Origin of the sequence: Pseudomonas sp. B21-048 (assembly GCF_024748615.1) — a bacterium.
Taxonomy (GTDB): Bacteria; Pseudomonadota; Gammaproteobacteria; order Pseudomonadales; family Pseudomonadaceae; genus Aquipseudomonas.
Map to the genome: position 1 here is coordinate 377,703 of NZ_CP087168.1, position 18,563 is coordinate 396,265.

At 59.8% G+C, this 18,563-nt stretch carries 17 protein-coding genes; 4 read left to right on the forward strand and 13 right to left on the reverse strand.

Annotated features, from left to right (window positions below):
- Positions 1 to 114: 114 nt before the first annotated feature.
- From ubiB to ubiE, 3 genes are read right to left on the reverse strand one after another with little or no spacing between them, the layout of a single operon-like run.
- A complete protein-coding gene (gene ubiB / locus LOY56_RS01770) occupies positions 115 to 1,719 on the reverse strand; it encodes a ubiquinone biosynthesis regulatory protein kinase UbiB (protein ID WP_258619212.1) in 1,605 nt (534 codons plus the stop codon).
- Positions 1,716 to 2,339, reverse strand: coding sequence for an SCP2 domain-containing protein (locus LOY56_RS01775; RefSeq protein ID WP_258619213.1), 624 nt, complete (start codon positions 2,337 to 2,339; stop codon positions 1,716 to 1,718). Before LOY56_RS01775 ends, ubiB begins: the two co-directional genes overlap by 4 nt.
- Positions 2,339 to 3,109, reverse strand: coding sequence for a bifunctional demethylmenaquinone methyltransferase/2-methoxy-6-polyprenyl-1,4-benzoquinol methylase UbiE (gene ubiE, locus LOY56_RS01780; protein WP_258619214.1), 771 nt, complete (start codon positions 3,107 to 3,109; stop codon positions 2,339 to 2,341). Before ubiE ends, LOY56_RS01775 begins: the two co-directional genes overlap by 1 nt.
- Before the next feature lie 152 nt (positions 3,110 to 3,261).
- Between ubiE and LOY56_RS01785 the strand changes: the two genes are divergently transcribed.
- The 3 genes from LOY56_RS01785 (at position 3,262) to LOY56_RS01795 (ending at position 4,968) form a co-directional block, all read left to right on the forward strand.
- Positions 3,262 to 3,537 carry a polyhydroxyalkanoic acid system family protein gene (locus LOY56_RS01785; protein ID WP_258619215.1) on the forward strand — a complete coding sequence of 92 codons (276 nt, stop codon included), beginning with the start codon at positions 3,262 to 3,264 and terminating at the stop codon, positions 3,535 to 3,537.
- Between the two features lie 224 nt (positions 3,538 to 3,761).
- Positions 3,762 to 4,184, forward strand: coding sequence for a phasin family protein (locus LOY56_RS01790; protein ID WP_258619216.1), 423 nt, complete (start codon positions 3,762 to 3,764; stop codon positions 4,182 to 4,184).
- A gap of 10 nt (positions 4,185 to 4,194) precedes the next feature.
- Positions 4,195 to 4,968, forward strand: a complete 774-nt coding sequence (locus LOY56_RS01795; RefSeq protein ID WP_258619217.1) for a phasin family protein — start codon at positions 4,195 to 4,197, stop codon at positions 4,966 to 4,968.
- Positions 4,969 to 5,150: 182 nt separating this feature from the next.
- On the opposite strand, the gene LOY56_RS01800 is transcribed toward LOY56_RS01795, so the two are convergent.
- The 10 genes from LOY56_RS01800 to LOY56_RS01845 form a co-directional block, all read right to left on the reverse strand.
- Positions 5,151 to 5,771, reverse strand: coding sequence for a TetR/AcrR family transcriptional regulator (locus tag LOY56_RS01800; protein WP_258619218.1), 621 nt, complete (start codon positions 5,769 to 5,771; stop codon positions 5,151 to 5,153).
- 59 nt (positions 5,772 to 5,830) lie between these two features.
- Positions 5,831 to 7,513: a class II poly(R)-hydroxyalkanoic acid synthase gene (gene phaC, locus LOY56_RS01805; RefSeq protein ID WP_258619219.1), complete on the reverse strand. Its 1,683-nt coding sequence runs from the start codon at positions 7,511 to 7,513 to the stop codon at positions 5,831 to 5,833.
- 113 nt (positions 7,514 to 7,626) lie between these two features.
- Positions 7,627 to 8,481 carry a poly(3-hydroxyalkanoate) depolymerase gene (gene phaZ / locus LOY56_RS01810; protein WP_030129227.1) on the reverse strand — a complete coding sequence of 285 codons (855 nt, stop codon included), beginning with the start codon at positions 8,479 to 8,481 and terminating at the stop codon, positions 7,627 to 7,629.
- 134 nt (positions 8,482 to 8,615) lie between these two features.
- The gene (gene phaC / locus LOY56_RS01815; protein WP_258619221.1) at positions 8,616 to 10,295 is read right to left on the reverse strand and encodes a class II poly(R)-hydroxyalkanoic acid synthase; all 1,680 of its coding nucleotides are present in this window, start codon (positions 10,293 to 10,295) and stop codon (positions 8,616 to 8,618) included.
- A gap of 256 nt (positions 10,296 to 10,551) precedes the next feature.
- The gene (locus LOY56_RS01820) at positions 10,552 to 10,929 is read right to left on the reverse strand and encodes a DUF971 domain-containing protein (RefSeq protein ID WP_258619223.1); all 378 of its coding nucleotides are present in this window, start codon (positions 10,927 to 10,929) and stop codon (positions 10,552 to 10,554) included.
- A 120-nt stretch (positions 10,930 to 11,049) separates the two neighbouring features.
- Positions 11,050 to 12,390: an ATP-dependent protease ATPase subunit HslU gene (gene hslU / locus LOY56_RS01825; RefSeq protein WP_258619225.1), complete on the reverse strand. Its 1,341-nt coding sequence runs from the start codon at positions 12,388 to 12,390 to the stop codon at positions 11,050 to 11,052.
- A gap of 54 nt (positions 12,391 to 12,444) precedes the next feature.
- Positions 12,445 to 12,975, reverse strand: a complete 531-nt coding sequence (gene hslV, locus LOY56_RS01830; RefSeq protein WP_258619226.1) for an ATP-dependent protease subunit HslV — start codon at positions 12,973 to 12,975, stop codon at positions 12,445 to 12,447.
- Positions 12,976 to 13,208: 233 nt separating this feature from the next.
- Positions 13,209 to 13,916, reverse strand: a complete 708-nt coding sequence (locus LOY56_RS01835; protein WP_030129222.1) for an SPOR domain-containing protein — start codon at positions 13,914 to 13,916, stop codon at positions 13,209 to 13,211.
- A gap of 1 nt (position 13,917) precedes the next feature.
- Positions 13,918 to 15,654 carry an arginine--tRNA ligase gene (gene argS, locus LOY56_RS01840; protein ID WP_258619239.1) on the reverse strand — a complete coding sequence of 579 codons (1,737 nt, stop codon included), beginning with the start codon at positions 15,652 to 15,654 and terminating at the stop codon, positions 13,918 to 13,920.
- Between the two features lie 286 nt (positions 15,655 to 15,940).
- Positions 15,941 to 18,160 (reverse strand): primosomal protein N', encoded by a 2,220-nt coding sequence (locus LOY56_RS01845; protein ID WP_258619246.1) that lies wholly within the window; start codon positions 18,158 to 18,160, stop codon positions 15,941 to 15,943.
- A 170-nt stretch (positions 18,161 to 18,330) separates the two neighbouring features.
- Here LOY56_RS01845 and rpmE point away from each other — a divergent pair, with 170 nt between their 5' ends.
- Complete coding sequence (gene rpmE, locus LOY56_RS01850) at positions 18,331 to 18,561, forward strand: 50S ribosomal protein L31 (RefSeq protein WP_007899231.1); 231 nt, start codon at positions 18,331 to 18,333, stop codon at positions 18,559 to 18,561.
- Positions 18,562 to 18,563: the final 2 nt, after the last annotated feature.

The window sequence follows — 18,563 nt, forward strand, 5'->3', positions numbered from 1 at the left end:
CTTCGAGCTTCAAGCTACAAGTAAAAGCAGGTTTGCGTTGTGCCTGTGTTGATGAGTTCAAGTCTTGAACCCGGTGCTTGAAGCTTGAAGCTTATCGCTTGCAGCTCAATCCGGCTATCGGCGAACGACCAGATACAAACCGACCGCTACCATGATTCCTGCGGGCCAATGCCCCAAATCGTTCAACGGACCACCGGCGGCGAGTATCGTGCCACCCGCCAAGTGAGCGGTGCCGAGCAGGCGCAGGAACCAGTCGTCCTTGCGCTTGTGCCAAGGGGGCGGCGGGTCGTTGGCGTGGGGCTGGGACATGCGCTCGAGCAGGTCGCGGGCCATGTTGGCCAGGTGCGGGATCTGTTCGAACTGGCTCTGCACGTTGCCCAGCAAGGCTTTGGGGCTGACGCGTTCGCGCATCCAGCGCTCGAGGAACGGCTGGGCGGTGTTCCACAGGTCAAGGTCCGGGTACAGCTGACGGCCCAGGCCTTCGATGTTCAACAGGGTTTTTTGCAGCAAGACCAACTGTGGCTGCACTTCCATGTTGAAGCGGCGAGCGGTCTGGAACAGGCGCATCAGCACCTGACCGAAGGAAATATCTTTTAACGGCTTTTCGAAGATCGGCTCGCACACGGTACGGATCGCTGCTTCGAATTCGTTGAGTTTGGTTTCCGCCGGCACCCAGCCCGAATCGATGTGCAACTGCGCAACACGACGGTAATCACGCTTGAAGAACGCGAACAGGTTGCGCGCCAGATAGTCCTGATCTTCCGGGGTCAGGCTGCCGACGATGCCGCAGTCGATCGCAATGTACTGCGGGCTCCACGGTTGCACGGTGCTGACAAAGATGTTGCCGGGGTGCATGTCGGCGTGGAAGAAGCTGTCGCGGAACACCTGGGTGAAGAAGATCTCGACGCCACGTTCGGCGAGCATTTTCATGTCGGTACGCTGGTCGGCCAGGGTCGCGAGGTCGGTGACCTGAATCCCGTAGATGCGCTCCATCACCAGCACTTTCGGCCGGCACCAGTCCCAATAGACTTGCGGCACATAGAGCAGCGGCGAACCGTCGAAGTTGCGCTTCAATTGGCTGGCATTGGCTGCCTCGCGCAGCAGGTCAAGTTCGTCGTAGATGGTTTTTTCGTAGTCGCTGACCACGTCCACCGGGTGCAGCAGGCGCGCGTCGGCCGAGAGTTTCTCCGCGGCGCGAGCGAGGATGAACAGCCACGCCAAGTCTTGGGCAATGATCGGTTTCAGGCCCGGGCGGATCACTTTGACGACGACTTCTTCACCGGTTTTCAGCTGCGCGGCATGTACTTGCGCCACCGAGGCTGAGGCCAGCGGTTCGACGTCGAAACGGCTGAAGACTTCACTGATTTTTTTGCCGAGCTGCTCTTCGATCAACCGGATCGACACTTGCGAGTCGAACGGCGGCACGCGGTCCTGCAGCTTCATCAGTTCATCGGCGATGTCTTCGGGCAGCAGGTCGCGGCGTGTCGAAAGGATCTGGCCGAACTTGATGAAAATCGGCCCCAGGTCTTGCAATGCCAGGCGTAGTCGCGCGCCACGGCTCAGGTCCAGCGTCTTGCGCGGAAACCAGCGCCACGGCAGGGCGTAGCGCAGCGCCAGCAGAAACCAGGGCAGCGGCAGGGCGAACAGCAAGTCATCGAGGCGGTAGCGAATCACAACGCGCTGGATGCGCAACAAACGGCGGACGGCAAGCAGCTTCATGCGTTATCGCTTGGGTCGAGGGATCGGGAAAGGCGCTCAAAACGCGCCTCGAGACGTTCCAGATCGAGCTTGATCTGGTCCAGTTCATTGAAGCGGGCTTCGGCTTCGCGCTGACCAACGAGGGCGCGCGATTCTTCGGCCAGGTACTCGCCCAGGTTCTGGTTCAGGCTGGTGAACCCTTGCTGATACCAGCGTGCGCGACTGCGCAGATGACCGCCGACCAGTTGCGTAGCGACAGGTCCCAGCCAGCGCGAGAGTTCGTACTCCCAGTCCAGTTCGAGGTCCTGAAGGATCGCCGCCAGTTCCAGCAGCACGCCGCTGTCGCCGTCGAGTTCGACTTCAGGGTCATGCAGGACCGAGCTCTTGTCCTTGTTCATCGCCAGCTTCAGCAGGCTTGAGGCCGGTGCGCGCAAGGTGCAGTCGGCACCGGTTTCCCATTGGGATGCGAGCATCAGGCCTTCATCGCTGGGCAGGATGAACACTTGCAGCGCGGGGCTGCGGCAATCAACGGCGATCACTCTGCCGCTCAAATGCGCCAGCCGCGGCAGCGCCGTGCTGTCGAGACGCAGCACCCGGTTCAGGCCGAGTTCAACGCTGGCGAACAGGCCGGCCAGCAGCATCAGGGCTTGATGCCGCGGTGCAGGGCGACGATGCCTGCGGTCATGTTGTGGTAGGTCACGTGGTCGAAACCGGCCTCGACCATCATCGACTTCAGGGTTTCCTGATTCGGGTGCATGCGGATCGATTCGGCCAGGTAGCGATAGCTTTCCGAATCATTGGTGATCAGCTTGCCCATCAACGGCATGAAGGCGAACGAGTAGGCGTCGTAGGCTTTGGACATCAGCGCGTTGGTCGGTTTGGAGAACTCCAGCACCAGCAAACGGCCGCCCGGTTTCAGCACGCGCAGCATCGAGCGCAGGGCGTCTTCTTTATGCGTTACGTTGCGCAGGCCGAAAGCGATGGTCACGCAGTCGAAATGGTTGTCCGGAAACGGCAGCTTTTCAGCATCGGCCTGAACGAATTCGACGTTGCCGGACACACCCAGATCCAGCAGGCGGTCACGCCCGACCTTGAGCATGGATTCGTTGATGTCGGCCAACACTACCTGACCAGTCGGTCCCACAAGATGCGAGAACTTGCGGGTCAGGTCGCCAGTGCCGCCGGCGATGTCCAGCACGCGGTTACCGGTACGCACGCCCGACAGCTCGATCGCGAAACGCTTCCACAGACGGTGCATGCCGCCCGACAGGAGGTCGTTCATCAGGTCGTACTTGGCGGCTACCGAGTGGAAAACCTCAGCGACTTTTTCCGCTTTCTGGCTTTCCGGTACGTTTTTGAAGCCGAAGTGAGTGGTGGGTTCGGCATCGCTGCCTTTGCGCTGATCAGTCATATCGCTGTCACCAAAAGAGAATGCGGGCATTCTAATCCCGGTGGCCTGCTTTGTCTTGGCAAGGCTGAAGGTAAGATAGGCAATCACCGGGACGTTTTGACGCAGCAACGGTCAAGATTTTCAGGAAGTATCCATAAAGCAGGAGTCATTCGATGGCCCATATTAGTGTTGAACGTGCCCACGGCCTGGGTAAGGAAGCGGCCCGCGAGAAGGCCGACAAGTTGGCGCAGAAGCTGTCCGAACAATTTGGCCTGGAGCCGCAGTGGTCCGGGGATACCCTGAACCTCAAACGTTCCGGTGTGAAAGGTGCGGTATACATAGGCGAGGACTCGATCAAGGTTGATGTCGAACTGGGCCTGTTGATGTCCGCCATGAGTAGCACCATCAAATCGGAAATCGAAAGGGCCCTCGATAAAGCATTGGCATAAGGTCGCGCGCAACTGTGGCGAGGGAGCTTGCTCCCGCTGCGACTGCTGCGCCCGGGCGCGGATCGGTCGGCAGGAGCAGGCTCCCTCGCCACAATTGATGTCAGGCAAGTCCCATTTGTTTATGTCACTTGTTAGGGTGCCGTTTCTAATTATTCTCACTACTTTGTGCCTGAGCCCGACTCTCTGCGGGCAGTTCCTCGACCCTTCTGCGCGTGAGGTGAACCATGGCCAAAGTTATTTTGAAGAAAAAAGTCGACGTTGAGACTAATACGCTGAGCGACGTCAAATCGTATGCCCGCAAGATCTGGCTGGCAGGCTTGGGTGCTTACACCAAGGTCGGTCAAGAGGGTAGCGAATACGTTCAAGAGTTGATCAAGGCTGGTCAAACTGTTGAAAAGAAAGGTAAAAAAGTCGTCACTGAAAAACTTGAAGCGGCCAATGCCGAGATCGATGAAGCCAAGAGTGAAGTAAGCACTTTCAAAGGCAAAGTCGAACTTCAACTCGATAAGGTCGAGCGGGCTTTCGATACGCGTATCGCAAGTGCCTTGAATCGTATCGGCATTCCGTCTAAACATGACGTTGAGACACTCTCTGCTAAGCTCGATGAGCTGACGGCATTGCTCGAACGTGTCGCGCGTAAATCTTAAGGAGAACGGGATGGCTGGTAAAAAGACGACTGAAAAAGAAGGCAGCTCGTGGATCGGGAAGGTCGAAGACTACTCCCGCAAGATCTGGCTGGCTGGTTTAGGCGTGTACTCGAAGATTGACACCGACGGCAGCAAACTCTTCGATGCATTGGTTAAGGACGGCGAGAAAGCCGAGAAGCTCACCAAGAGCGCTGTCGGCAAGAAAGTCGATGCCGCCAAGGATTCCGCTTCGTCGGCCAAGTCGCGCATCAGCGGCGTGAAAGATCGCGCACTGGGCAAATGGGATGAGCTGGAAGGGGCTTTCGACAAGCGTCTGAACAGCGCCATTTCGCGCCTGGGTGTACCGAGCCGCAATGAGGTCAAGGCACTGCACAGCAAGGTCGATACCCTGACCAAGCAGATCGAGAAACTCACCGGTGCCAAGGTTGCCCCTGTTGCGGCGAAAACCGCGGCGGCCAAACCAGCAGCCAAAAGCGCTGCCAAACCATTGGCCAAGGCTGCCGCTAAACCGGCAACCAAAACTGCCGCAGCGAAACCTGCAACCAAAGCGGCCGCAAAACCAGCCGCCAAACCTGCAGCTAAAACCGCAGTGGCCAAACCCGCTGCAGCGAAGAAGCCAGCAGTGAAGAAGCCGGCAGCCGCGAAAGCGGTTGCACCGAAACCCGCAGTGGCTGCCGCCAAACCGGCAACCCCGGTGAGCACGGCGAACTCCGCCGCTGCACCGACCCCTGCTGTAACCCAGACTGCCGCGCCGGCTCCATCGACGCCAACCAGTCAGTCCTGATGATCATTCCCACGCTCCGCGTGGGAATGCCTCACCGGACGCTCCGCGTCCATTGCGGCAGTGACGCAAAGCGTCACCGGCTGCATTCCCACGCGGAGCATGGGAACGATCACGCCCGGCCTGCGAAGGTCGGGCGTTTTTGTTGGTGCATGCATTCTGGAGAGCACCGAAGACCCACAGGATCAGTCGTGCTCTTCGAGGTACTGCAACGCCAACCGCTCAGTCGCGATTTTTATCGGCGGCAGCAAATGCGGCGCCACCAGCATCATGATCTGGTACACCACCAGCCGCACTTCACCTTCACGGTCGAGAATCCGCTGATAGTCCAGCGAGAACAGCAACGTCATGGTGATTTGTTCCACCAACTGCCCCAGCGCCTGGGTGTCACTGACCAACTGACCTTGAGCCTTCAATTGTGCCAGCAATGAAGCCAGAGTGCGTTTCAGCGCATTGAGCAAGTTGCGTATCCCCTTGGCCAGTTTCGGCAGGCGGCCGGCAAGGTTCGACAGGTCCTGGAACAGAAACCGGTAATGGGCCAGGCGTTCGATGATCAGGTGCAGAAACAGCCAGTAATCGTCGGGTGCCAATTCCACATCGGACGGAGGATCGAGCAAGGGCGTCAGTTCGGCCTGGAAGCGTTCGAACAGCCCGAGGATCAGCGGTTCCTTACCATGGAAGTGGTAGTAGAGGTTACCGGGGCTAATGCCCATTTCATTGGCAACCTCCATGGTGGAGACGTTCGGTTCGCCCTTCTGATTGAACAACTGCAGGGCACATTCGAGAATCCGGTCGCGGGTTTTCATCCAGTCTTCTTAATGGTCGAGTCATGCCACGGCCATTGGCGGCCGTGGTTCGTTGAACGTCAGCGCACGCGCACGTAAGTACCGGGTGCTGCCTCCATCGGTGGATAATTCTGGTTGCCGAGGGCCATCTGGGTTTCACGTTGCGCGCCGGAGCGCTCCTGAATCCAGCTCAGCCATTGTGTCCACCAACTACCATCGACGCGCTTGGCATCGTAATACCAGGCCCGCGGGTCGCTGCTCAGTTTCGGATTTTCGACATAGTTGGCTTTCGGATTATTAGGTGGGTTGAGAATGCTCTGCACATGACCACTGTTGGCCAGCACGAAGCGCCGCTCGCCCCCCAGCAGTAATGTCGAGCGATACACGGCATCCCACGGGGTGATGTGATCATTCATGCCCGCCACGCTGAAACTGTCGACGGTGACTTTCTGCAGATCGATCGGCGTGCCGCACACTTCCAGCCCGCCTGCATGATTCAACGGGTTGTGCTTGAAGAAGTCCAGCAGGTCGCCATGAAACGCGGCTGGCAGGCGCGTGTTGTCGTTGTTCCAGTAGAGAATGTCGAACGCCGGTGGCTCCTTGCCCAGCAGGTAGTTATTGACGAAGTAATTCCAGATCAGGTCGTTGGGACGCATCCAGGCAAACACCCTGGCCATGTCACGACCCTCCAGAACGCCCTTCTGATAGGAACGGCGTTTGGCCGCTTCCAGCGTCTGTTCGTCGGCGAAGAGGGTGGCCGGGCTGTCGATCTGACTGTCGAGCAGGCTGACCAGGTAGGTCGCGCTGGATACCCGTCGTAGCTGCCGCTTGGCCTGCAAATGCCCTTGCAGCGCGGCGATGGTCAGCCCGCCGGCGCAAGCCCCCATCAGGTTGACCTCGCGAGCGCCGGTGATCGCCCGGCACACATTCATTGCTTCTTCGACGGCTTCGACGTAAGACGACAACCCCCATTCGCGATGACGCACATCGGGATTACGCCAGCTGATAATGAAGGTCTGCAAACCGTTTTTAAGGGCGTACTGGACGAAGCTGTTGCCGGGGCTCAAGTCGAAAATGTAGTACTTGTTGATCTGTGGCGGCACGATCAGCAATGGCTTTGAATACTGTTTTTCGCTCATCGGCTTGTACTGGATCAGCTCCAGAAGCTCATTGCGAAACACCACGGAGCCGGTAGTGGTGGCAACCGTTTTGCCCACCTCGAACGATTGCTTGGTGACCTGTCTGGGCAGGCCGTCGTTGTGCAGGAGGTCGTCGAGCAGATGGCCGATACCCCGCACGAGACTGCTGCCGCCGGAGTTGAAAAATTCCTTGATCGCCAGCGGATTGAGCAGGGTGTTGGACGGCGCCACGGCGTCGTTGATCAAGGCAAAGGCGAAGTGGGCGCGGGCGCGATCGTCCGGGCTCATGTTGCTCTCGTCGATCCAGCTTTTGACTTCTTTCTGCCAGCTCAGATAGGCCTGCAGGCTGCGGCGATAAAAAGGATTGAGGCTCCACGTCGGGTCGGCAAAGCGACTGTCTTGCGGGTTGGTCGGGTGCAAGGTTTCACCCAGCAGTACGCGGCCCAACTGGCCGCCCAGCTTCAAGGCATGCCGGGCCGTGTACACCGGGTTGCGCAGGCCATGGGTGGCCAGGCTGCGCAAGGTCGAAAACAGGTCCCGGCCGCGCAGACCGGTCACTGCACTTTGTGCATTGATGAAGGCAGCGGGAGTGGGCAAAGAGCCCTTCGCCGGTTTGTCGCGCATGAGTTAACACTCCTTCGTCATCAGGCCAAAAACAAACTCACCGAACAAAACACCATAGACGTTGTTGCCGATTGTTGCGCGGTACGGCGTCCTGCCGTCCCACATTGGGCCGATTAGCCACCTGATGGCGCGGGGTGCGGATGCATCACTGCGCGCTGACGCTCTTCCTCAAGAAACTTCATGATGATCGGTGCCACCGCTTCGGCCCGGGTAATCAAAAACAGATGGCCGTCGTCGATGATGTGCAGTTGGGCATTGGGAATTCGCCAGGCCAGCATGCGCATGTTGATCAGCGGGATCAGTGGGTCATCGTCGCCGGCCAACACCAGGGTCGGCTGGTTGATCTTGTGCAGCCAGTGAATGCTGGTCCAGCCGAGGCCGGCGAACAGCTGCCAGTAATACCCGAGTTTGCCTGCCGAACGAACCCTGGCGGCGTGACTGGCAGCAAGGGTCGGATCGCGACGGAACGAGCCGCCATAGATCATCGGTGCGATGCGGATCACATGGGATGGCTGGATGTAGCGCCTGGGGCTTGCCATCATCCACAGTACTTTCGGCTTGCCCGGAACCATCACGGCACCGGCCGCCGTGGCCGCCAGCACCAGCTTCTTGCAGCGCTCGGGATAGTCATGTGCGAACTGCTGCGCCAAGGCGCCACCCCACGAAACGCCAATCACGTTGACTTGCCCGTAATCGAGATAGTCGAGCATTCGTGCAGTGAGTTTCGCCAGGCCCGAAAAGCGATACGGGCGGTTGGGAGTCGATGAGCCACCGACGCCAGGTACGTCGAAGGCAATGACTTCCAGGTCCGGATCAAGTGCCTGGACGAACGGAAATATCAGCTCCAGGTTGGCGCCGATGCCGTTGAAAATCAGCAAGGGCGTCAAGTGAGGCTTGCCGGGGCGTACCGCAGTGCGGAGGGTCTGGCCATCCAGGTTGACGGTACGAAAGACGAACGGTTGCGGCATGCACAGAGCCCTGTAGTTTTTAAACGCTGATCGAGCCGTCCCGGGCCGTCGCAGAATGTTCGAGGCTGGCCTCGAGAGTAATCGATAGAGATCGCGGCACCTCCCAGTGCCGCGGACTACGAGTTATTTGAAGCTCAACGTTCATGCACGTAAGTACCCGGCGAAGCTTCACCCGCTGGATAGGCCTTGTTGCCAAGGTTGGCGGGGGATTTCTTCAGTTTGCCCGAACGCTCGGCTTGCCACGCCTGCCAATGCAGCCACCAGGAATCGGTGTGCTTGGTGGAATTTTCCATCCACTCTTCGGCTTTGACCGGCATGTCGGTGCTGGTCATGTAGCGTGCTTTCGGATTGCCCGGAGGGTTCAGAATGCTCTGGATATGCCCGCTGCTGGACAGCACGAATTCGACCTTGCCGCCGAACAGCTGCGCGGATTTGTAGCAGGACTTCCACGGAGTGATGTGATCGTTGGTACCGGCCAGGGAAAAGATGTCGGCGGTGACCTGCTTGAGGTCGATCGGCGTGCCGCACACTTCCAGGGCATCGGAGCGGATCAGTGGATTGTTTTTGAACATCTCGATCAGGTCACCGTGGAACGCCGCCGGCAACCGGGTGGTGTCATTGTTCCAGAACAGGATATCGAAAACCGGCGGTTCATTACCCAGCAGATAATTGTTGACCCAGTAGTTCCAGATCAGGTCGTTGGGACGCATCCAGGCGAAGACTTTCGCCATGTCGCGACCTTCCAGCACACCGGCCTGGTAGGAATGGCGCTTGGCGGCTTCGAGTGTCTGTTCGTCGACGAACAGGGCCACATCGCTGTCCAGGGTGGTGTCCAGTACGCTGACCAGCAGGGTGAGGGCGTTGACCTTCTTCTCGCCGATCGCTGCGTAGTGACCCAGCAGGGCGGTGCAGGTGATGCCGCCGGAGCAGGCACCGAGCATGTTCAAGTCTTTGCTGCCGGTAATCGCGGTGACGACATCGACCGCTTCCTTGAGCGCTTCGATGTAGGTCGACAGACCCCACTCGCGCTGCTCCTTGGTCGGGTTGCGCCAGCTGACGATGAATGTCTGCACGTTGTTGCGCAGGCAGAAGCGCGCCAGGCTCTTGTCCGGGCTCAGGTCGAAAACGTAGAACTTGTTGATCTGTGGCGGCACCACCAGCAGCGGGCGTTCATGCACCTGCTCGGTGATCGGTCGATACTGGATCAGCTCCAGTACGTCGTTGCGAAACACCACTGCGCCTTCGGTCACGCCCAGGCTCTTGCCGACTTCGAACGCGCCCATGTTGACCTGGCTCGGCATGCCGCCGTTGTGCACCAGATCCTTGGCCAGATGGGAGAGACCGTCGAGCAGGCTCTTGCCACCGGTTTCGAAGAAGCGTTTGACCGCCGCCGGGTTGGCCGCCGTGTTGGTCGGGGCCATGGCTTCGGTCATGAGGTTGATCACGAAATGACCGCGAGCGACGTCTTTGGGCGAGAGGTTGCTGTCATCGATCCACGCGTGAAGCTCCTTGCGCCACGCCAGATACGTTTGCAAATAACGTTTGTAGAGCGGGTTCTGACTCCACGCCGGGTCAAGGAAGCGACGGTCATCACTTTGCGGTTGAAGCTCGGATTTTCCCAGCAGCACGTTCTTGAGTTCGATGCCGAAATGGGCGACATGCCTGACACTGTGGATAGGTTGCCTGATGGCCTGGCTCAGCACCATGCGGGCAGAGCCCAAGAGATCCTTTCTACGTAGTCCAACAACAGGATTCAGCCCCAAGGTGTTTTCCGAAGCCTGAAATTTCAAGTCATCGTTAAGCTTGTTACTCATCTACGACGCTCCATTGTCCTGAGACGAGTACCTGAGTCCAGCTGTGTAGTCACACAGCACGCCAGGTACTACTGCTCGGGTGACTGTAAATTGCGCATCGCTGCTTTTTAGTTCAGAGAGCACTGCACGGAACTTGCCAGCTCCATTGGTTACCCGAGTTTAATTTTTTTCGCAAGCGGGCCAATCGTTGACACCGCAGCGGAGCATTCAAACAGATGGAATTAGAAAATGCCCTCTAAATAGCCAGAGGCCTGAGTTAGAGCATTAGCTTGACGACCGACTCATTCGGATCACGGGTCTTTCCAGCCGCTTTGAGTTCAGCAAGATAATCGTTCCAGAGATCTTCTTGGCGCACTGCTAGCTGATAGAGATATTCCCAGGTGAACAAGCCGCTGTCGTGGCCGTCGTCGAAGGTCAATTTCAGTGCGTACTGACCGGCCGGTTCGACCTTGCTCAGGCCTACGGCGATCTTGCCAAATTGCAGGATAGGTTTGCCGTGGCCCTGGACCTCGGCGGAAGGAGAGTGCACGCGAAGAAACTCGGCGCTCAGGTGATATTCCTCGCCGGACGCGTATTTGAGCGTGAGGGTTTTTGAGGCTTTGTGGAGTTTGATGTCGGTGGGGAGTTGGGTCATGGCCTGAGTTCCGTTATGGATGGAACCCCTGTAGGAGCGAGCTTGCTCGCGATGGTGTGTCAGTCAACATCAATGTGTCTGACACACCATCGCGAGCAAGCTCGCTCCTACAAGTGTTGCTTACAGGATATAACGGGACAGGTCTTCGTTCTGCGCCAATTCGCCCAAGTGGCTGTTGACGTAATCGGCATCGATCAGGATCGGCTTGTCCTCGTGGGTGCTGGCCAGATCACCGGCGCTGAACGACACCTCTTCGAGCAGACGCTCGAGCAGGGTGTGCAGGCGACGGGCACCGATGTTTTCGGTTTTCTCGTTGACCTGCCAGGCGATCTCGGCGAGACGCTTGATGCCGTCCGGCTGGAACTCGATGTTCAGGCCTTCGGTTTTCAGCAGTGCACAATACTGCTCGGTGAGTGATGCATGCGGCTCGCTGAGGATGCGCTCGAAATCTTCCGGGCTCAGGGCCTTGAGCTCGACTCGAATCGGCAGGCGACCTTGCAGCTCGGGCACCAGATCGCTCGGCTTGCTCAGGTGGAACGCACCGGAAGCGATGAACAGGATGTGGTCGGTCTTGACCATGCCCAGTTTGGTGTTGACGGTGCAGCCTTCGATCAGCGGCAGCAAGTCACGCTGTACGCCTTCGCGGGACACGTCGATGCCACCGGAATTGCCGCGCTTGGCGACTTTGTCGATTTCGTCGATGAACACGATACCGTGCTGTTCAACGGCTTCCAGGGCCTTGGCCTTCAGTTCTTCTTCGTTGACCAGGCGACCGGCTTCTTCGTCGCGAACCAGTTTCAGCGCTTCCTTGACCTTGAGCTTGCGATTTTTGCGCTTGCCCTTGCCCATGTTGGCGAACAGGCTCTGCAGCTGGTTGGTCATTTCTTCCATGCCCGGTGGCGCGGAGATATCGACGCCGGTCGCTTCGGCCACTTCGATTTCGATCTCCTTGTCATCCAGCTGACCTTCACGCAGGCGTTTGCGGAACAGCTGACGGGTGTTGGAATCCTGGGACGGCGCGGAGTCCTCGTTGCTGAAGCCCATGCGTGCCGGTGGCAGCAAAGCGTCGAGGATGCGCTCTTCGGCGGCGTCTTCGGCGCGGTGGCGAACCTTGGTCATTTCCTGTTCGCGCAGCAGTTTGATCGCAGCGTCGGCCAGATCACGAATGATCGATTCGACGTCACGGCCAACGTAGCCCACCTCGGTGAACTTGGTCGCTTCGACTTTGATGAACGGCGCGTTGGCGAGCTTGGCCAGGCGACGGGCGATTTCGGTTTTACCGACACCGGTCGGGCCGATCATCAGAATGTTCTTGGGGGTGACTTCGACGCGCAGCTCTTCGGGCAACTGCATCCGGCGCCAGCGGTTGCGCAAGGCGATGGCGACGGCGCGTTTGGCATCGTCCTGGCCGATGATATGGCGATTGAGTTCGTGGACGATTTCACGGGGGGTCATGGGCATAGTAATTGGCGGTCCTCAAGCAAAAGTGAGCCGTGGCGCTAGGCCGAAACAGGCTTACTCAGCGAGATCCTGCTCCTCGATGGTGATGTTGTGGTTGGTGAACACGCAGATGTCGCCAGCGATGCCCAAGGCGGTTTCGACGATTTCCCGAGCCGACAAATCGGTTTTCTTCAGCAGCGCACTCGCAGCAGCCTGGGCGTAGCCGCCGCCGGAACCCATGGCGATCAGGCCTTCTTCGGGTTCAACCACGTCACCGTTGCCGGTGATGATCAGGGAGGCATCTTTGTTGGCGACCGCGAGCATGGCTTCGAGGCGGCTCAGGGTACGGTCGGTGCGCCATTCTTTGGCGAGTTCGACGGCGGCGCGAACCAGGTGACCCTGATGTTTCTCAAGCTGGCCTTCGAAACGCTCGAAGAGGGTGAAGGCGTCAGCGGTGGCCCCGGCAAAACCGGCGATAACCTGGCCATGGTAGAGGCGGCGAACTTTCTTCGCGTTGCCTTTCATTACGGTATTACCGAGCGAAACCTGGCCGTCGCCGCCCATGACGACTTTGCCGTGGCGGCGAACTGAAACGATGGTGGTCAAGGGAGAGTCTCCACGCAGCGGGGCGAAAATGCCTTCTGCCAACTCATATGGGGGTGGTGGAGCGTTTTTCAACTGTAGGACGGGAGAGGGGACGAGCGGTGCCTGACAGACGATCGTTCCCACGCTCTGCGTGGGAATGCCTCAAGGGACGCTCCGCGTTCCGGCGCCGGAAGGGACGCAGAGCGTCCCGGGCTGCATTCCCACGCAGAGCGTGGGAACGATCGGGCGCGGGATCAGCGGCTCTGACGTTGTTGTAACAGCAGGTTGCTGAAGCCGCTGCCAGCCAGTTGCTTCTGGGCGGTGGTCAGCTGTTCACGGTTGCTGAACGGGCCGACCAGCACCCGATACCAGGTTTCGTCCTTCACAGTGCCGGATTCAACCGCCACCGCCTGACCCAGCAGAATGATCTGCGCACGCACCTTGTCGGCATCGGCTTCCTTGCGGAACGAACCGGCCTGCAGAAAGAACTTGGTCACCGGCGCCGCTTTCGCCACGGGTGGCGCTGGCGGCGGGGTAATGCCGGCCAATGCCGCTTGAGCCCGGGCCGTGTCGATCTTCGCCGCTTCCGCTGGCGTCACCGGCGTGGTCGGGATGGCCGGCACTTGTGGTGTCGGCAGGGTTTTCTCCGGCACTGCGTCCGGCGGCACGATCACCTCCGATTCCGGCAGCAAGGTGTAGAAGTCATACTTCGGCTTCACCGGTTGCGTCGGGCTCGGCGGGGTCTTGTTGGCCTCGGCGATCTTGGTGGCTTTCTGCTGCTCGATCTTCTCGCGCTTGACGGTATCGCTGCCCTTGCCCGGCTCCAGCTTCATCAGGAACACAATGAACGCGCCGACCGTCAGGCCGATGGCCATCCACAGCCAGCCCGGGATCGGTTGCTTTGCAGGGGCTTGGTAACGGCTGGCGCCACGCTTGGGTGCAGGTTTTTTCTTGGCAGCCAACTTACATACGCTCCAGAGTTTCCAGACCCAAGAGTTCCAGGCCTTGCTTGAGAGTGCGGCCGGTCAGCGCGGCGAGGCGCAGACGGCTCTGCATTTGCGCCGGGGTGTCGGCGCCGAGGATCGGGCAGTTCTCGTAGAAGCTGGAGAACAGGCCGGCAACATCGTACAGGTAGGTGCAGAGGATGTGCGGCGTGCCTTTGTCGGACACGTTATTGAGGATTTCGCCGAACTGCGCCAGTTTCGCCGCCAGCTCATGTTCGTGGGCGGCTTCGAGGACGATCTGCCCTTCGACTTCGCTGAAGTCCTTGCCGAGCTTGCGGAACACACCGGCCACGCGGGTGTAGGCGTACAGCAGGTATGGCGCGGTGTTGCCTTCGAAGTTCAGCATCAGGTCGAAGTTGAAGCTGTAGTCGCTGGTGCGGTGCTTGGACAGGTCGGCGTATTTCACGGCGCCGATGCCCACGACCTTGGCGATGTTGCGCAACTCGTCTTCGGCCAGCTCCGGGTTCTTCTCCTTCACCAGCGTGTAGGCGCGTTCCTGGGCTTCGGTCAGCAGGTCGATCAGCTTCACGGTGCCGCCGTCACGGGTCTTGAACGGACGACCGTCGGCGCCGTTCATGGTGCCGAAGCCCATGTGTTCCATTTCCATCGGGTGCGTCACGAAGCCGGCCAGGCGCGCGACCTGGAACACTTGCTGGAAGTGCAGGGCCTGACGCTGGTCGACGAAGTACAGCGCGCGATCAGCCTTCAGCACGCCGCTGCGGTAGCGCACAGCCGCCAGGTCGGTGGTGGCGTAGAGGTAGCCGCCATCGGCCTTGACGATGATCACCGGCAGCGGGTCGCCGTCGGCGTTCTTGAATTCATCAAGGAACACGCACTGGGCACCGTTGCTTTCGACCAGCAGGCCAGCGGCCTTGAGATCGTTGACTACGTTGATCAGGTCGTCGTTGTAGGCGCTTTCGCCCATCACGTCGGCCATGGTCAGTTTGACGTTCAGCAGTTCGTAGATTTTCTGGCAGTGCGACAGCGAGATGTCTTTGAACTTGGTCCACAGCGCCAGGCAGTCCGGGTCGCCGGCTTGCAGCTTGACCACCAGACCACGGGCGCGATCAGCGAATTCTTCGGACTCGTCGAAGCGTTGCTTGGCGGCACGGTAGAAGTTTTCCAGGTCCGACAACTCGTCGCTGGTGATCGGGTTTTCCTGTAGATAAGCCATCAGCATGCCGAACTGGGTGCCCCAGTCGCCAACGTGGTTCTGGCGGATCACTTCGTCGCCGAGGAACTCCAGAACACGCGCGACGCCGTCGCCGATGATGGTCGAGCGCAAGTGGCCGACGTGCATCTCTTTGGCCAGGTTCGGCGCCGACAGGTCTACCACAGTGCGCTGCACCGGGCCGGCCTTGCGCACGCCGACGTGGTCGTCGGCCAGAGCCGCGTCCAGGCGGGTCGCCAGGGCTTGAGTGTTCTGGAAGAAGTTCAGGAAGCCAGGACCGGCGATTTCGGCTTTGGAAACGTTCTCGTCAGCCGGCAACGCGGCGATGATTTTCTCGGCCAGGTCACGGGGTTTCATGCCCGCCGGTTTGGCCAGCATCATGGCGATGTTGCTGGCGAAGTCGCCGTTTTTCTTGTCGCGAGAGTTTTCCACCTGGATCGCCGGCGACAGGCCTTCAGGCAACACACCTTCGTTGACGAGTTGGGTGATGGCTTGTTGGATCAGCTGGCGAATGGTGTCTTTCATGGTCTTCTCTTTCGACCGCTAGCGCGGCGGCGCATCGATGCGCTGGTGGAAAAACTGGGCATTATCCGTTGCGAAGACGGGCTTGCCAACCATTGTAGGTTCATTGTGGACTTACGGCGGATGATTACCTGTGGCGAGGGGGCTTGCTCCCGTTGGGGCGCGAAGCGGCCCTGAAATCAGGCGCTATGATTTGTCTGAAAGACCCGGCATACCTTTTTTGCGACTGCTTTGCAGTCGAACGGGACGGCGCGGCGTTCCGACAAGCTCCCTCGCCACAGGTTGTCAATCAATACAAATCGACCGGATCTACATCCAGCGACCAACGCACCGCCCGCCCACTCGGCATCTGCTCCAAAACCAGCAACCAACTGCTCAGCAATCGATGCAGCGGCGCCCGGGCCGTGGCCTGCAGCAACAACTGTGCACGATAACGCCCGGCTCGACGCTCCATCGGTGCCGGCACTGGCCCCAGTAACTCGATCCCGGACAGATTCTGCTCGGCCAGCAAGCGCTCAGCCTCGCTGCACGCCTCATCGAGGAAGCCTTCGGCCTGCCCCGGTTTATGCGCTTCGGCCCGCAGCAGCGCGAGATGCGCAAACGGCGGGAGCCCTGCGGAGCGGCGTTCGCTCAGCGCCTGTTCGGCAAAAGCGAAATAGCCCTGCTCGGTCAGTTGCACCAACAGAGGATGGTCTGCCAGGTGCGTCTGGATAATCACTTTGCCCGGCTCTTCGGCCCGCCCCGCGCGCCCGGCGACCTGGACGATCAACTGCGCCATGCGTTCGCTGGCGCGGAAATCACCGGAGAACAGTCCGCCGTCGGCATCCAGAATCGACACCAGCGTCACCCGTGGAAAGTGGTGCCCTTTGGCAAGCATCTGCGTGCCCACCAAAATGCACGGCTGGCCTTTCTGAATGGTGGCGAACAGCTGATTCATCGCATCCTTGCGCGAGGTGCTGTCGCGATCGACCCGCAATACCGGAACACCGGGAAACAGGATGCCCAGCCGCTCTTCGGCACGCTCGGTGCCAGCGCCCACGGGACGCAAATCGACTTTGCCGCATTTCGGGCAGTGGCGGGGCACCCGCTCGACTTCGCCGCAATGGTGACAACGCAGTTCGCCTGAGCGCTGGTGCACAGTCATCCTCGCATCGCAGCGCTTGCACTCGGACATCCAGCCGCAGTCGTGGCACAGCAGCGTCGGAGCGAACCCTCGGCGGTTGAGGAACACCAGCACCTGCTGGCCGGCGGCCAGGGTCTGACCGATGGCTTGCTGCATCGGTCCGGAAATGCCGCTGTCCAGCGGGCGACTTTTCACGTCCAGGCGCAGAAAGCGCGGTTGCTTGGCGCCGCCGGCCCGCTCATTCAGGCGTAAGAGACCGTAACGACCGGTGTAGGCGTTTTGCAGGCTTTCCAGCGAGGGTGTGGCGGATCCGAGGACAATCGGGATGTTTTCCTGCCGGGCGCGAACCAGGGCCAGGTCGCGGGCGTGGTAGCGCAGGCCTTCCTGCTGTTTATAGGAGCCGTCATGCTCTTCATCGATGATGATCAGGCCGGGGTTCTTCATTGGCGTGAACAGTGCCGAGCGGGTACCGATAATAATGTCGGCCTCGCCATCCCGTGCCGCCAGCCAGGCTTCCAGGCGTTCGCGGTCATTGACGGCGGAGTGGATCAGCGCGATGCGCGCATTGAAACGTTGCTCGAAGCGCGCCAGGGTTTGCGGGCCGAGGTTGATCTCCGGGATCAGCACCAGGGCTTGCTTGCCGGCCTCGAGGGTTTCGCGGATCAGCTGCAAATACACTTCGGTCTTGCCGCTGCCGGTGACGCCGGCCAGCAGGAACGCGTGATAACTGTCGAACCCGGCGCGAATCGCCTCGTAAGCGGCGCGCTGCTCGGGGTTGAGCGGCAATTCCGGTTGCGCCAGCCAGTGTTCGTGGCGCGCACCGGGCGCGTGCCTGCGGATTTCTACTTGCACCAAATCCTTGGCCAGCAATAGATCGAGGCTGTCCTTGCTCAGCATCAGTTTGCTCAGAAGCTGATGAGCGACGCCGTGGGGATGCTGAGCCAGGGTCGCCAGTGCTTCACGTTGTCGCGGGGCGCGGGCGATGCGCGGATCATCGAGGCTCGCCCCGGGCGCGGCGGACCAGAAGCGCTCCTGACGAGCTTCGGCCAGTTCACCCTGTCGCAACAGTACCGGCAGTGCCCAGCTCAACGTATCGCCTAGGCTGTGCTGGTAATACTGGGAAGTCCACAGGCACAGTTTGAACAGCGCTGGCGGCAGGGGTGGCGTGGCATCGAGCAGCGCCAGGGCCGGTTTGAGCTTTTCTGCCGGCACTTCGCTGGTGTCGGTGACCTCCACCAGAATCCCGATCATCTCCCGCCGACCGAACGGCACCCGCAAGCGCATGCCCGGGTGCAACTGGGCGCGCAGGACTCCGGCCGGGGCACGGTAATCGAACAGGCGGCGCAGGGGCGAAGGCAGGGCGAGGCGCAAAATGGCGTTGGGCACGCGATTGTTTTCTCGATGAGAGGGCGATGAAGAAGGCCGGGAGCCTAGCAGACGACTGGTTTAAGCGACAGCTTGCGTGAATGGCATTGTCTGGTAGAATCCGCGGCCTAATTACGTGCGGTATTCAACAATGGTGTTGAGTGGCGGCACGCTAGCCTGAGGAATACATCATGAAAGCCGATATCCATCCAACATACGAAATCACCGCAGTTACCTGCAGCTGTGGCAACAAGTTCGAAACTCGTTCGAACCTGGCCAAGCCTCTGGCGATCGACGTATGCAACGAGTGCCACCCGTTCTACACCGGTAAGCAGAAGACTCTGGATACTGGCGGTCGTGTGCAGCGCTTCGCAGACCGTTTCGGCGCTTTCGGCAAGAAAGCTCCAGCTGCTGCAGAGTAAGG

Bases quoted from the DNA above. Each gene is read 5' to 3' on its own strand.
- ubiB (WP_258619212.1), bottom strand. From the start codon at position 1,719: ATGAAGCTGCTTGCCGTCCGCCGTTTGTTGCGCATCCAGCGCGTTGTG.
- LOY56_RS01775 (WP_258619213.1), bottom strand. From the start codon at position 2,339: ATGCTGCTGGCCGGCCTGTTCGCCAGCGTTGAACTCGGCCTGAACCGG.
- ubiE (WP_258619214.1), bottom strand. From the start codon at position 3,109: ATGACTGATCAGCGCAAAGGCAGCGATGCCGAACCCACCACTCACTTC.
- LOY56_RS01785 (WP_258619215.1), top strand. From the start codon at position 3,262: ATGGCCCATATTAGTGTTGAACGTGCCCACGGCCTGGGTAAGGAAGCG.
- LOY56_RS01790 (WP_258619216.1), top strand. From the start codon at position 3,762: ATGGCCAAAGTTATTTTGAAGAAAAAAGTCGACGTTGAGACTAATACG.
- LOY56_RS01795 (WP_258619217.1), top strand. From the start codon at position 4,195: ATGGCTGGTAAAAAGACGACTGAAAAAGAAGGCAGCTCGTGGATCGGG.
- LOY56_RS01800 (WP_258619218.1), bottom strand. From the start codon at position 5,771: ATGAAAACCCGCGACCGGATTCTCGAATGTGCCCTGCAGTTGTTCAAT.
- phaC (WP_258619219.1), bottom strand. From the start codon at position 7,513: ATGCGCGACAAACCGGCGAAGGGCTCTTTGCCCACTCCCGCTGCCTTC.
- phaZ (WP_030129227.1), bottom strand. From the start codon at position 8,481: ATGCCGCAACCGTTCGTCTTTCGTACCGTCAACCTGGATGGCCAGACC.
- phaC (WP_258619221.1), bottom strand. From the start codon at position 10,295: ATGAGTAACAAGCTTAACGATGACTTGAAATTTCAGGCTTCGGAAAAC.
- LOY56_RS01820 (WP_258619223.1), bottom strand. From the start codon at position 10,929: ATGACCCAACTCCCCACCGACATCAAACTCCACAAAGCCTCAAAAACC.
- hslU (WP_258619225.1), bottom strand. From the start codon at position 12,390: ATGCCCATGACCCCCCGTGAAATCGTCCACGAACTCAATCGCCATATC.
- argS (WP_258619239.1), bottom strand. From the start codon at position 15,654: ATGAAAGACACCATTCGCCAGCTGATCCAACAAGCCATCACCCAACTC.
- rpmE (WP_007899231.1), top strand. From the start codon at position 18,331: ATGAAAGCCGATATCCATCCAACATACGAAATCACCGCAGTTACCTGC.